The sequence below is a fragment of the Lyngbya sp. CCY1209 genome (assembly GCF_035615495.1).
Lineage (GTDB): Bacteria > Cyanobacteriota > Cyanobacteriia > Cyanobacteriales > Microcoleaceae > Limnospira.
On sequence record NZ_JAJENU010000547.1, the window covers coordinates 1 to 14,454 of the forward strand.

General features: G+C 56.0%; 10 protein-coding genes. 4 read left to right on the forward strand and 6 right to left on the reverse strand.

Going from position 1 to position 14,454, the window contains the following annotated elements:
• Positions 1 to 268 precede the first annotated feature (268 nt).
• From LKE08_RS18775 to wecB, 6 genes are all read right to left on the reverse strand, one after another.
• Entirely contained in the window at positions 269 to 466 is a 198-nt protein-coding gene (locus tag LKE08_RS18775; RefSeq protein WP_324705791.1) for an NblA/ycf18 family protein, read from the reverse strand.
• Between the two features lie 243 nt (positions 467 to 709).
• Positions 710 to 3,253 (reverse strand): primosomal protein N', encoded by a 2,544-nt coding sequence (gene priA / locus LKE08_RS18780; RefSeq protein ID WP_324705782.1) that lies wholly within the window; start codon positions 3,251 to 3,253, stop codon positions 710 to 712.
• Positions 3,254 to 3,340: 87 nt separating this feature from the next.
• A complete protein-coding gene (locus tag LKE08_RS18785) occupies positions 3,341 to 4,498 on the reverse strand; it encodes an NDP-sugar synthase (RefSeq protein ID WP_324705783.1) in 1,158 nt (385 codons plus the stop codon).
• A 268-nt stretch (positions 4,499 to 4,766) separates the two neighbouring features.
• On the reverse strand, positions 4,767 to 5,969 hold the full coding sequence (locus tag LKE08_RS18790) for a 4-hydroxy-3-methylbut-2-enyl diphosphate reductase (protein WP_324705784.1): 1,203 nt from the start codon (positions 5,967 to 5,969) through the stop codon (positions 4,767 to 4,769).
• A gap of 117 nt (positions 5,970 to 6,086) precedes the next feature.
• A complete protein-coding gene (locus LKE08_RS18795) occupies positions 6,087 to 6,503 on the reverse strand; it encodes a transcriptional regulator (RefSeq protein ID WP_324705785.1) in 417 nt (138 codons plus the stop codon).
• An 80-nt stretch (positions 6,504 to 6,583) separates the two neighbouring features.
• Entirely contained in the window at positions 6,584 to 7,717 is a 1,134-nt protein-coding gene (wecB, locus tag LKE08_RS18800) for a non-hydrolyzing UDP-N-acetylglucosamine 2-epimerase (RefSeq protein ID WP_324705786.1), read from the reverse strand.
• 373 nt (positions 7,718 to 8,090) lie between these two features.
• On the opposite strand from wecB, the gene LKE08_RS18805 reads away from it, so the two are divergent.
• The 4 genes from LKE08_RS18805 (at position 8,091) to LKE08_RS18820 (ending at position 14,251) form a co-directional block, all read left to right on the forward strand.
• Positions 8,091 to 10,925: a PAS domain S-box protein gene (locus tag LKE08_RS18805; RefSeq protein WP_324705787.1), complete on the forward strand. Its 2,835-nt coding sequence runs from the start codon at positions 8,091 to 8,093 to the stop codon at positions 10,923 to 10,925.
• 171 nt (positions 10,926 to 11,096) lie between these two features.
• On the forward strand, positions 11,097 to 11,783 hold the full coding sequence (locus tag LKE08_RS18810; protein ID WP_324705788.1) for a Uma2 family endonuclease: 687 nt from the start codon (positions 11,097 to 11,099) through the stop codon (positions 11,781 to 11,783).
• A gap of 512 nt (positions 11,784 to 12,295) precedes the next feature.
• Positions 12,296 to 13,534 (forward strand): NAD-dependent epimerase/dehydratase family protein, encoded by a 1,239-nt coding sequence (locus LKE08_RS18815; protein ID WP_324705789.1) that lies wholly within the window; start codon positions 12,296 to 12,298, stop codon positions 13,532 to 13,534.
• A 483-nt stretch (positions 13,535 to 14,017) separates the two neighbouring features.
• Positions 14,018 to 14,251: a UPF0175 family protein gene (locus tag LKE08_RS18820; RefSeq protein WP_324705790.1), complete on the forward strand. Its 234-nt coding sequence runs from the start codon at positions 14,018 to 14,020 to the stop codon at positions 14,249 to 14,251.
• Positions 14,252 to 14,454: the final 203 nt, after the last annotated feature.

Sequence of the window (14,454 nt, forward strand, 5' to 3'; positions counted from 1 at the left end):
GGTTGGGCAACCCGGGACGGTTGGGCAACCCGGGACGGTTGGGCAACCCGGGACGGTTGGGCAACCCGGGACGGTTGCCCCTACAAATTTTACTCCCTACTCCCTACTCCCTATTTCCTACTCCCTACTCCCTCTTTCATTATTAATTATTAATTATTAATTGTTAATTATTTTGTAAAGTGGACGCCCCGCTACCCCCAACTCGCTTCCGGACGGGAAAAAAGTAAGAGACACCAGGTCGCCGACTGGTATCGACAGCAGTGGGAGTTTATTCAGTACCCGGACTGGACTCCAAACCCCACTGGTACTTGAGAAAATGCTGGTACATATTCTCTCGAATCAACATTTGTTCGTAGAGGTTCACCAAAAACTCTTGAGCCTGTTCCCGACTCATCTGGTTCACCTGCATTTTGAACGAAGACAGGTTGAATTGTTGTTCCAAAGATAGGTTGCCGTTTGATTCCATCATGATTTGAACTCCTGAACGATTAGATGTAAGTTCCTAAGCTGGATTTGCCACTCGGGGCAATTGTTACAAATGGTAACAATAATTTGACAAAGTGTCCACTTTGCTATCTTACCCAGATATGCCGATATAAGATATCAGATCCGCCGGGAAAGTTTGTAGCAAACGATACTTCACCGGAGGCTGTAAATCCATCTAGGTCAGCTTTTCGGCGCTTTGAGTCGCACCCTTCGATCCCCATTTTTATCCCAATGTCAGGGGATCGACATCAATCGTCAGGCGGACGGAGCGGGGACGGCCTCTTCCCAAAGAGTCAAAAATGGGGGGGATTTCCGCCTCAGACGGGGGCAACTTCAACAAAACCTGCCAGCGATACCGGTCGGCGACCCGCATCACGGGGGCGGGAGCCGGCCCCAACAGTTCCCCAATCGAATTCCCCATCGCCCCCTGCAACTCCAGCGCCAGATTTTCGGCCGTCCGCTCCACCTCTCCGGCATCGGCGCCGCTCAACCGCAGCAAGATCAGCCGGCCGGAGGGGGGATAATTGAGTTCCGAACGCTGCCGCAGTTCCGCTTCCACAAAAGCTTCGTAGGCGTGGTTCCGCACCGCTTGGATGACCGGATGTTCGGGGGTGTAGGTCTGCAAAATCACCCGGCCGGGATCGTCGCCCCGCCCCGCCCGTCCGGCCACCTGCAACAGCGTCTGAAACGCCCGTTCCCCGGCCCGGTAGTCCGACAGGTGTAGCAGTCCGTCCGCCGACACGATCCCCACCAACCCGACGGAATCCAAATCCAACCCTTTGGTGAGCATCTGGGTCCCCACCAACAAATCCGCCTCCCGGTGGGCGAAGCGAGTCAGCAGCACCCGGTGGGCGTTTTTGGCGCGGGTGGTGTCGCTGTCGAAGCGGATGAAGCGCAATTCCGGGAACGTCCGCTGCAATTCCTGGGCGACGCGCTGGGTGCCGCTGCCGAAATGTCGAAAGTAGGGGGAATCGCATTCGGGACAGCGTTGGGGGTAGTCGCGGGAATAGTTGCAGTAGTGGCACCGCAACCGGGGGACGGCGTCGGCGTGGGTGTGGTGGTAGGAGAGGGAGACATCGCAGTGGGGGCATTCCACGACGTAGCCGCAACTGCGGCAGGAGACGAAGGTGCTGTGTCCCCGGCGGTGGATGAAGAGGATGCCCTGTTGGTTGTTATCGCGCAATTGGCCGATCGCCTCCTGCAAACTGTAGCTAAAAATTGATCGATTTCCCCGCCTCAACTCCCGCCGCATATCCACGACTTCCACGGGGGGTTGGGGGCGGGAGAACACCCGCTCGGGGAGGGAGAGGTAGTGGGTGTGGGGGTCGGAGGTGTGGCGGTGTTCTTGCCAGCTTTCCAGGGAGGGCGTGGCCGACCCCAAAATCAGGGGACAATCTTCCAGTTCGGCCCGCCAAATCGCCACGGTGCGGGCGTGGTAGCAGGGCTGGGGCTGGTCTTGTTTGAAGCTGCCGTCGTGTTCTTCGTCGAGGATAATTAACCCCAAATTGGGCAGGGGGGCGAATATGGCCGATCGCGTCCCGATCGCCACTTGGGGCGTTCCCCGGGTCATGTTGCGCCAGGTGTCGTAGCGTTCGCCCTCGGACAGGGCGCTGTGGTAGACGAAAACGCGGTCGCCGAACCGGGCGCGGAAGCGGTCGGTGAGTTGGGGAGTCAGGCCGATTTCCGGGACGAGGACGAGGGCCGAGAGTCCCCGCTCCAAAATGGGGGCGATCGCTTGCAAATACACCTCCGTTTTACCCGACCCGGTGACGCCGTGGAGGAGCACCCGCTGGAAGCCGGACAGATGATTGACGATCTCCAAAGCGCTTTCTTGGTGGGGGGTGAGGGATTTGGGGCGATCGGGGGCGGTGGGGATGCCGCGATCGCGCCGCAAGACTTCCCGCTCGTCCAGGACGACGCACCCCTTTTCTTGCAGGGTTTTCAGCAAACCCGAACTGGTGTTGCAGGTTTGCAGCAACTCCGTCACCCACATTTCGCCTCCCCGCCGTCGCAGACTTTCCAAAACCTCCCGCTGGCGGGGGGTGAGATCTCGGGGGGGCAAATCCACAACCAGAGTAATCGCCTGTTTCAGTTTCGGGCGGGGGGGGCTCGGCGGTTCCAGGTAACTTTCCACCCACCCCCGTTTGAGGAGATCTTGCAGTCCGCGATAGCCGCCCTTCACCTGCCGCTGGAGATATTGCCAGGTGTAATCCCCCGTACCGGATTGGGTGAGGAGGCGGAGGATGGTCTGGGCGGACGGCTGCAAAAACTGTTCGGCGTGGGGGGGGACGGCTTCCGGAATCAGGCGGATGCGACGCTGACTCCGACGCAGCAACCCCGGCGGCAGGGAGGTGCGGATCGTCCGAATTAAGGGGGTTTGGTAGTAGTTGGAAACCCGTTGGAGGAGTTGCCAGTAGGTGGCGGGGAAGAAGCCGCGGCCGGTGACGTCTTCCACGTCCCGCAGGCGGTTCGGGGCCAAGCCGGGGGGCAGGTCGGACACCAACCGGATCGCGATCGCCCCCACCTGCTGGCTGCCGAAAGGCACGCTGAGAATATCCCCGGGTTCGATGTCGAGGTGGGCCGGAATGCCGTAGGTATAGAGGTTTTCCGTCTCTTCTTCCGCCGTCGTCACCCGCCGAGTCGGCAAGTCCACCAACACTTCCACCAACCGGAGTCCGCCATCGCGATCGCCGGACGGTTGGGTGGGGTAGGATGCACCCGGTTCGGCTAATTTGAATGACGCGCGATCGCAGATCGTTGAAGACATGACAAAGCCAACTCGACAGGGAAGGAGCAAAGAGTGAGAAGTTGGGAGCGAGAATGGTCTCACTTCTCACCCCTCTTGTCTCACTTCTCAGGACGTGCTGAGAATATCCGCGATCGCCCGATGTTCTTCGGGGGGCTCGGCGATCACCTGGCGGGCGTCGGTGATCAGCCAGTCCAGGGCGGCGGCTTGGACATCGATGGCGGCCCCCTCTTTGTCCACGCAGTAGCGGCCGAACACCAACTTGTCCACCAGGCGGACGCCGCGGCCGAGACGGGAATACTCGAAGATCACGCTGTTGCTGACGTAGGCATCGCTACAGATCGAACAACTCGGCCCGATCATCGTCGGACCGACGATCGTGGCGCCATCTTCGATGCGGGTCATCCCGCCGATGTAAACCGGCCCTTCGATGTGAACTTTATCCCAATTGACAGCCACGTTCAACCCGGTGTAAACGCCGGGGGCGACTTCCCGCCCGGGGATGGGGACATTTTTCACCTCGCCCAGCAACACGCTGCGAATCGCCCGCCAGTAGTCGGGCACTTTGCCGATGTCCACCCATTCAAAATCCATCGTGATGCCGTAGAAGGGGGCGCCGATTTCCACCAGATGGGGGAACAGGTCGCCACCGATATCGTACTCGCAGCCGGAGGGAATGTAGTCGAAAATCTCGGGTTCAAAGATATAAATTCCGGTGTTGATGCTGGTGCTGAGGGCTTCCTCGACGGAGGGTTTTTCCTGAAACGCCTTGATCCGATCCTCCTCGTCCGTGACGACGACGCCGTAACTCGACACCTGGTCTTTCGGTACGGATTTCATGACGACGGTGGCGATCGCACCCTTTTCTTTATGCCACCTCACGGCCTCCGTCAGGTCCAAATCGATCAGGGCGTCGCCGCAGAGGACGATAAAGGTATCGTCGAAAAAGGGATTGAAATCCTGGATCTTCTTCATCCCCCCGGCCGATCCCAGGGCTTTCCCGATCAGATTGCCATCTTCGATACTCCCCTCGAAAGAATAGGAAATTTCGACGCCGAAGCGTTGGCCGTCGCGAAAGTAGTTTTCGATTTCATCCGCCAAGTGGCTGACGTTGACCATAATTTGGTCGAAACCGTGTCGCCGCAACAGATCCACCAAAAATTCCATCACCGGTTTCTGGAGGATGGGAATCAGAGGTTTGGGGATGGTGTAGGTAATGGGACGAACGCGAGTACCCTTGCCCGCGGCCAAAATCATGGCTTTCATGGTCACTTCCTCTACCCTAGGCTGGTCTACAAGTTGGTTTTCAACGGATATCAACCGACGGATCAATCCGCATGATTTTTCTGCGCTCCCTGGATTTCGATCTGTGCAATTGGATCGGATCGGTCAGCTATACCGTTCTAGCCTATCAAGATTTATTCGACTTTGCCCGGAAGTTGAGAGGCGGGGGAGGTGGCGGGGCTCCCGGGCAGGAGGGCGGAAATTGATAATTGTCAATTGTCAATTGTCAATTGTCAATTATCAATTGTCCCTACACCCCAATCAGTTTCAGGGCGAAGAGTTTCTCGATCGCCCCTTCTACGGCCCGATCCGGGGTGGAGGCGCCGGAGGTGACGCCCACCACGATTTGACCGTTCGGAAGCCAGTTTTCGGCGATTTCGAGATCCCGGCCCAGGGGTTTGTGTTCGATTTGGTTTCCGCCGAGAATGCGATCGGGACCGTCGATGTGATAGGAGGGAATTCCCCGTTCGATCGCCATCTCTTGCAGGTGGGTGGTATTCGAGGAGTTGAACCCGCCAATCACCAACATCAGATCCAATTTTTCCTCCACCAAATTCAGCATCGCGTCCTGGCGTTCCTGGGTGGCGTCGCAGATGGTATTGAAACTTTGGAAATGTTGGTTCAAATTCTCCGGACCGTACTTTTTCATCAGAATCCGTTCAAACAGTTTTCCGATCTGTTCGGTTTCGCTTTTTAACATGGTGGTTTGGTTGGCGACGCCGATACAGTCGAGGTCGCGATCGGGGTCGAATCCCTCGGAGTGGGCACCGTCGAATTTTGCCAAAAACGCCCCGCGATCGCCGCCGTTGAGGATGTAGTCGGCTACATATTCGGCCTCTTCTAAATTCAACACCACCAAATATTTACCCGCGAAGGAACTGGTGGCGACGGTTTCTTCGTGTTTGTATTTCCCGTGGATGATGGAGGTGTACTGTTTTTTCTTGTGCTTTTCGACGGTATTCCAAACTTTCGACACCCAGGGACAGGTGGTATCGACGATCTTACAACCTTTGTCGTTGAGGATCTGCATTTCTTGGACGCTGGCCCCGAAGGCCGGGAGGATGACGACATTGCCGGCTTCCACCACGGAGAAGTCTTTCTGGCCGTCTTCGACGGGGATGAACTCGACGTTCAGATCCCGCAAATGCTGGTTGACGGAGGGGTTGTGGATGATTTCGTTGGTGATCCAGATGCGATCGCCTGGAAAATGTTGCCGCGTCTCGTAGGCCATCGCCACGGCCCGTTCCACCCCCCAGCAGAATCCGAAGGCCTCCGCCAGCCGGATGGTGACGTCACCCCGTCTCAGAGTATAATTATTGTCTCTGATTTCCTGGATCAGGCCGCTTTTGTAGGCTGTGTCCATGACTCCGGCCACTTCTTCTTTGTGCCCGAAGCCCTTGCGGTTGTAGGAGTCCGAATGCTGGAGCGATCGTCTAAATGCTCTTGTATCCATAGTGTAGATTAAATTTGATCCGGCTTTGCTACAGATTTTAACCCGTCGGCGGTGCGATCCGGAAGATCGCCGGCCGTCAATGCTTCGGGGACGACCGGGTGATGAGATCCTCTGTTTCTATTCCGTGGCATGGGATGTCGAAAAAAAGACGGCCGGGGAAAGGTGGAAAAATTCCGCCAATTTTTGAATGTGTTCCACGGTCAACTGACGCTTTCCGTTCAAAATATCCGACGCGATCGATTCGGTTTTAAAAATGGGAACCAGATCTTTTTGTTTCATCCCCCGGTCGGCAATTAGAACTTTCAACAGTTCCACGCCAAAAATGTCGGGAATCGGTTCTTCGACCCGTTCTTCATAGTCATAAACGAGGGTCCCCAAAACGTCTAGGTAATCCGGTTCATCGGGACTCAATTCCGGTTGGTCGATTAAACCGTCTATAACAGCTTGAACTTTTAGAAATTCATCCCGATTTTTGATAGGACGGGGAGGACAGGCTGAGAGAATTTTCAAATAATTATCATTGGTAGTAAACATCTGATTTTGCTCTTTATAATTTCAAGGATGAGGATGTCCGAAAACTGATCGTTATAACTTAGCAAATTGCGAAGTGACTGTCAACCCACTCCCCGAGCCGGACTATGGAAATAGTTTTCGACCTCGCGGACGATGCGTTCGGCGGCGCGGCCGTCCCCGAAGGGATTAATGGCGGTCGCCATTTTTTGGTAGGCGTCGGGGTCGGCGAGGAGTGAGGAGGCGGCTGCCAAGATGTCCTCGGATTCGGTGCCGACGAGTTGGGCGGTTCCGGCCGCGATCGCTTCCGGGCGTTCCGTAGTTTTTCGCAATACCAAAACGGGTTTTCCCAGGCTGGGGGCTTCCTCCTGGAGTCCCCCCGAGTCGGTGAGGAGGAAATGCGATCGGGCGATCGCTGCGACGAGTTGGGCGTAGTCGAGGGGTTCGGTCAAAATCACCCGGGGATGGTCGCCCAAGGCTTTTTTTAAGGGTTCTCGCACGGTCGGATTTCGGTGCAGGGGGAGAAGTAAAACCGTGTCGGGGAAGCGATCGAGAATTTGCCGAAATCCCCGGGCGATCCCTTCCAAAGGTTCCCCCCAATTTTCCCGGCGGTGGACCGTCGCCAAAATCAGGCGTTTATTCTCACTATCGAGATGGGGAATATCGAGTTTCGGGTGGGTTTTTGCCACCGACAATAACGCATCGATGACGGTATTTCCCGTCTGATAAATTTCCCCGACAACGCCGGAATTTTTGAGGTTTTCGACCGCCTGTCGGGTGGGGGCGAAATGGAGTCGGGCGAGTTGGGAGATGAGGCGGCGGTTGGCCTCTTCGGGGTAGGGGTTGAAGAGGTCGTCGGTCCGCAGTCCAGCCTCGACGTGGCCGACGGGGATTTTCTGATAAAATGCGGCTAAAGCGGCGGCGAAGGCGGTGGTGGTGTCGCCCTGGACGAGAACCATGTGGGGGGCAATTTCTTCAAACAGCTTTCCGAGTCCTTCCAAACTGCGGCAGGTGATGTCCGTCAGGGTTTGTTGGTGCCGCATGATTTGCAGGTCGCGGTCGGCTTTGAGGTCAAAAAGATCCATAACTTGTGCGACCATTTCCCGGTGCTGCCCCGTCAGGATAACGCGGACTTGGCAGTGGGAGGACTGCCGGAATTGCCGGACGACGGGCGCCATCTTGATCGCCTCCGGCCGGGTTCCAAATACGATGCAAATTCGACGTTCTGAATCTGACATTGATGTTTTAACTTGACATTAAAAACTGGAAAAATTATGATATCAATCGGGCGGGAAGCTGTCCGGTCGGGCGGCAGTCGGGGCCGACCGTTCGGAGAAGGGGCAAATTTCCCCATCTGCGAATTCTGCGAAATCTGCGGACAAAAATGGTGCATCCCTCACCCGATCAAAACTCGTTACAATCGCTCCGGTCGGAGTCACCCCGATCGCCGTTCCGACTCGGGCGGGTGGAGGGCAGGGGATTGAAAAAAAAGATGCAAACAATCACGATATGTTAGCACGAATCGGGACGGATTGTGGTCGGGTTCACAACATCTTACCCGGGGGGATGGAAGTATAATTATCCGAATGGCAATCGATATGAAATCGCCCTATGGGAAACACAGAATTGATTGAGTGTAGCCGTTGCCACTACGGAGAAAATTTCGGTTCGGAACAGCTACTCGATTTGGATGTGAACCTGCACCGCTTGGCCCTGGCGATCGAACGGGACAGAAAGCGGTTCGGGGGTTTGGCGGAACCGACACCCGTGATGATGTGGATGTCCGACCCGGAAGGAGCGTGTACATTTTTCAACGACACTTGGTTGGAGTTGACCGGGCGTCCCTTGGAAGCGGAACTGGGGGAAGGCTGGGTGGCGGGGGTGCACCCGGACGATCGCGAAAACTGTTTGAGAGCTTACCGGCAAGCCTTGGGCGATCGCAACCCCTTCCGACAGGAATATCGCCTGCGGCGGTTTGATGGGGAGTACCGGTGGATTTTCGACACGGGGGTTCCCCAATTCGCGCCGGACGGGACGTTTTTGGGCTACGCCGGGTCTGGCATCGACGTCACCGAGCGCCGGCGGGCCGAGGAAGAACTGCTGCACCTGTGTCGCCACCTGCGGGAGGCGGTCGCCCTGCGGACGGCGGAACTGATGCGGGCCGAACGGCAACTGCAGCAAGAAATCCAGGAACGCCTCCGGGCCCGGGAAGCCCTGGACCGATCGCAAAAGATGTTGCAGTTGGTGACGGACAACATCCCGGAGGCGATTTTTTGGAAGGACCGCGACTCGGTGTATTTGGGGTGCAATCGCCGGGGGGCCGAATGTGCCGGTTTGGGGAGTTCCGAGGCGATCGCGGGGTTGAGGGACGAGGATCTCCCCTGGGGGGAACAGGCCGAACGGATGCGGGTCCGCGATCGCCGGGTCATGGAAACCGACGCCCCGGAATACCGCCACATCGAAACTCGGCCCCGCCCCGGGGGTGGGACGGCCGACTGGGAAACCAACCGCATCCCCCTCCACGACAACGGGGGCAACGTGGTGGGGATTTTGGTGACGTGCGAGGACATCACGGACCGCCGGCAAACGGAGGCCCAAATTCTGCAGACGGCCCGCCAGTTGACCTGCGCGATCGAAACCGTGGGAGAGGGCATCACCCTGAGCAATTCCCGGGGGAAGTTTATCGTCTACAATTCCAAAATGCGGGAAATTACCGGCTACAGCCTGCAAGAGGCGGAAAGTTCCCAGGATTTTTTGCGCCGGCTCTACCCCGACCCCCAAGCCCACGCCGCCGCCCTGTCCGGACTCTACGAAATTTTGGAACGGGGGGGCGTCCGGGACGTGGAGACGACGATCCGCACCAAATCCGGCGATCGCAAGACCCTGCTGGTGTCCACCTCGATCCTGGACAATGGGGACGACAAGTTATTTTTGAGTTCCTACCGGGACATCACCGAGCGCAAGCGGGCCCTCGACGCTTTGCAAGTCACCGAACAGGAGTACCGCAGTTTGTTTGAAAATGCGATCGAGGGGATCTTTCAAACCACGCCGGAGGGAAAATACCTCAATGTCAACCCGGCCCTGGCTAAGATTTACGGCTACGCCACCCCCGGGGAACTGATGGCGCAACTGACCGACATCACCCGACAGTTGTACGTCGATCCCGATCGCCGGGACGAGTTCATCCGCCAGTTGCGGGAGTCGGAGGCGATCGTTAATTTCGAGTCCCAGGTGTACCGCGCCGACGGCCGGATCATCTGGATTTCTGAAAAAGCCCGGGCCGTTAAGGACTGGCAAGGACGGACCCTCTACTATGAGGGGATGGTGGAGGATATCACCGATCGCAAGCGGGCCGAACAGAATTTGCGGCAGCAGGCGGAACGGGAACGGCTGATGTTTTCGATCACCCAACGCATCCGGCGATCGCTGAAGTTAAATGATATTTTACAAACTACTGTGGCGGAGGTGCGGGAGTACCTGCACACGGACCGGGTGGTGATCTACCAATTCCGGGAGGACGGGAACGGCACGATGGTGGTGGAATCCGTGGCCCCCGGCTGGCAGTCCGTGGTGGGGACGGCGGTGACGGAGGATTGCTGGACTCCCCAATATCTGGAACGCTACCGGCAGGGAAAAGTCCAGGCGCTCACCGACATTTCGACTGCGGACCCGGGCCGGTGCGATATCAATTTGTTGTCCCAGTTGCAGGTTAAGGCGAATTTGGTCATTCCGATTTTGAATGGGGTACTCGCCGAGGTGTCGGGAGAGTCGGGGTCGGGTCCCCACCATCGCCTTTGGGGGCTGCTGATGGTGCAGCACTGTTCCGAACCCCGCCAGTGGGAGACGGCGGCGATCGACTTCCTGCAACAACTGGCCCTGCAGTTGGGCATCGCCATCCAACAGGCGGAACTGTACCAGCAGTTGGAGCGTCTGGCGACGTTGGACGGGTTGACCCAGGTGCCCAACCGGCGACAGTTCGACAGCTATTTGGACGCGGAGTGGCGGCGGGCGATCCGGGAGGGGACGCCGATTTCGCTGATTTTGTGCGATGTCGATTTTTTTAAGCGCTACAACGATACCTATGGGCATCAGGAGGGCGATCGCTGTCTGCAGGAGGTCGCCCGCGCCCTGAGTCGCGCCGTGCGACGTCCGGGGGATTTGGTGGCCCGCTACGGGGGGGAGGAGTTCGCCGTGATTCTGCCCAACACGGACGGCGAGGGAACCGGCTACGTCGCGGAGGCGATCCGGGCGGAAATTCGGGGGCTGCGGCGGCTCCACAAAATGTCTCCCATCGGCGAATATGTGAGCCTCAGTCTGGGGGGGGCGAGTGTTTACCCCCATTTTGACCTGAGCCTCGACCAACTCGTTGCCGGGGCGGATATCGCCCTCTACGAAGCTAAGGCACAAGGGCGCGATCGCTTCGTGATGCGGCTGTTGGGGGAGTGATGGCGACCGGGGGCGACCGGGGGCGATTCCCAAGCAGTCCAGATGTTCCACTCGCTCCCTATTCCCTATTCCCTATTCCCTATTCCCTATTCCCTATTCCCTATTCCCCACTCCCCGCCATAGGCCCAATCTTCTGATAAACTGAATCACAGATATTGGGGAAGGTTTGTCATGAGTTCGACTCAATCAGCATCTCAGGAACTTCTGCCGATTTTGGAAAATGGCGATCGCCTGTCCCAGCCGGAATTCGAGCGCCGCTACCGGTGGTCGCCGGATGTCAAAAAGGCAGAATTGATTGAAGGAGTCGTTTACGTGCCATCACCGGTCAGAGCCAGACAACATGGAAGACCCCACAGCCTGGTAATGGGCTGGTTGATGGTCTATGAAGCCAATACTCCAAATATTATGGTGTGTGACAATACGACCATGCGCCTGGATTTGGACAGCGAACCCCAACCGGATGCCTTGCTGCGTCTGGAGGAGGAGGCGGGGGGGCGATCGCGAATCAGCGAGGACGATTATATCGAAGGGGCGCCGGAATTGGTCGTGGAAATCGCCGCGAGTACCGCATCCTACGACCTCCACGACAAGTTGCGGGTTTACCGCCGCAATGGGGTGCGGGAATATCTGGTTTGGGTGGTGGGGGAACGAGAATTTCGCTGGTACGTGCTCGAAGATGGGGAGTATCGCCGGCAGGAGGCGGACGAGTCCGGGTGTCTGAAGAGTCCGTTTTTTCCGGGGTTGTGGCTGGATGTGGAACCGCTGTTGGCGGGGCAGATGGCGCCGGTTTTGGCGAAGTTGCAGGAGGGGTTGGCGTCTGCCGAACACCGGGCATTTGTGGAGGATTTGAACGGGTGAGGGCGATCGCGATCGGCGGATTTTAAGCGTTGCGGGAGGTGCGGCGATGACCGTTCAAAATCCGGAAATAAAAGATATTAAAAAGACCGGCAAATATTTGAGATTATCTGATATAAATTGAGCTCCCCTCTCCCAGAATTGGGAGAGGGGTTGGGGGTGAGGGCGAGAAGTGCCGGAAGCCCCCCTAACCCCCCAATTTTGGGGGGAACTCTTGCTCCCCTCTCCCAGAATTGGGAGAGGGGTTGGGGGTGAGGGCGAGAGATGGGATAGCGATGGCAAATTGAGCTCCCCTCTCCCAGAATTGGGAGAGGGGTTGGGGGTGAGGGCGAGAAAATTTTTTCGGTTCGGGAGCTTTTCAGGTGTACCGTTCTGGATTACAATCTCAATGATATAGCTGTAATATACATAGATATGACTCAAATTTGTAGAGCGAATTATTAATACGCTGGGAAAGTGTATAATAATTTGTTGGATTGACAGAGAACAACTTAGTAAATGCTTGGGAGCAGTTTATGAAAATCATGGTATTGGGCGGAGACGGTTTTTGCGGCTGGCCGACGGTTCTCCACTTGTCCGCCCTCGGACACGAGGTCGTTATCGTTGATAATCTGTCGCGCCGGAATATCGATAATGAATTGGAAATCCAAAGCCTGACGCCCATTCAGCCCCTCGGAATTCGCCTGAAAGCGTGGCAGGAAATTAGCGGCAAACAGATCCAATTTTTCAATCTGAATGTCGCCGACAATTACGCCCGCCTGCTGGATTTGATCGTGGAGTTCAAACCCGATGCCGTTATCCATTTTGCCGAGCAGCGGGCCGCTCCGTACTCGATGAAAAGTTCCTGGCACAAACGCTACACGGTCAATAATAATCTGAATGCGACCAACAATTTATTGGCGGCGATCGTCGAATCCAATTTGGACGTTCACGTGGTGCACCTGGGCACGATGGGGGTTTACGGTTACGGCACGGCTGGGATGAAGATACCGGAAGGATATCTGAAAATTCAAGTCCAAACCGACACAGGCGAATTGATTCAAAATGAGATTTTGTATCCCGCCAATCCCGGCAGCGTCTATCACATGACAAAAACCCAGGATCAGTTGTTCTTCGCCTACTATAACAAGAATGATGCCATCCGGGTCACGGATCTTCACCAGGGGATTGTCTGGGGGACGCAGACAGAAGAAACCAAACAGGACGAGCGGTTAATTAATCGGTTTGATTACGATGGCGACTATGGGACGGTGTTGAATCGTTTTCTCATGCAGGCCGCTGTCGGCTATCCGCTGACGGTACACGGTACGGGAGGACAAACCCGCGCCTTCATCCACATTCAAGATACCGTCCGCTGCATTCAGTTGGCACTGGATAATCCACCGGCGAAGGGGGATATCGTGCAAATTTACAACCAGATGACCGAAACCCACCGCGTCCGAGATCTGGCGAAGATGGTATCCGAGATAACGGGTGCGGAAATTGACTATGTTCCCAATCCCCGGATGGAAGCGGATGAAAACGATCTGTATGTGACGAACGACAAGTTTTTGGGGCACGGGTTGCAACCCATCACATTGGAGGCGGGTTTGCTCGAAGAAGTCACCGACATCGCCAAAAAATATGCCGATCGCTGTTACTTGGAGAAAATTCCCTGTATCTCTTACTGGAATCATCAACGTCGGGAAAAAGCGAAGGAGACTCACCAGATCGATCCCCATCAGTCGGCGTCGGCGAGAAAAATTTCCTCTTGATGGATGAGTAAGAAGAAGAAACCGGGTTTCTAAGAGCATTTTTGTTGGTGATGGAGATGTGGGTAGAAACCCGGTTTCTAAAGGGCTCGGTGGGGGGAAGAAACCGGGTTTCTAGAAGCATTTTTGTTGGTGATGGAGATGTGGGTAGAAACCCGGTTTCTAAAGGGCTCGGTGGGGGGAAGAAACCGGGTTGCTAGAAGCATTTTTGTTGGTGATGGAGATGTGGGTAGAAACCCGGTTTCTAGAGTGATCTCGTGGGATAAGAAACCGGGTTTCTAGAAGCATTTTTGTTTTTGATGGAGATGTGGGTAGAAACCCGGTTTCTAGAGTGATCTCGTGAGGATGGCGATCGCAGAGGCTTGCCCCTACTGATGGGGTGAGGATGGCGATCGCAGAGGCTTGCCCCTACTGATGGGGTGAGGATGGCAAGCACAGAGGCTTGCCCCTACGATATCTAAAATTATCAGGGAGAAATATCTAAACATGAAGGTGCGAACTTTACAATTAAATTTTCCCGACACTCTCGAACACAGTGACGAAGAGTTGCGGTTGTTGATCGCTGCCAAGTTATATGAAAACGGGACGTTAACTTCGGGACAGGCTGCGGAGTTGGCGGGTTTGACGAAAAAAGAATTTATTGGGGCGATCGCGGATTACAATGTTTCGGTGTTTAGCCCTTCCGTCGAAGATTTAGAGTCGGATCTTGAAAATGCCTGATGTTGTCATTGCCGATGCCAGTTGTTTGATTATCTTGAGTCGCATCGGAGAGCTGGAACTACATTTCCCCGCAGGTTGTGAATGCTTTATTGAGGCGATATGGGGAAGGATAAATGGTGGCAAGCACAGAGGCTTGCCCCCACTGATTGGGTGAGAAGGGCGATCGCAAATTGTATCAGATCCGGTTTTCCCCTCCCAAACCT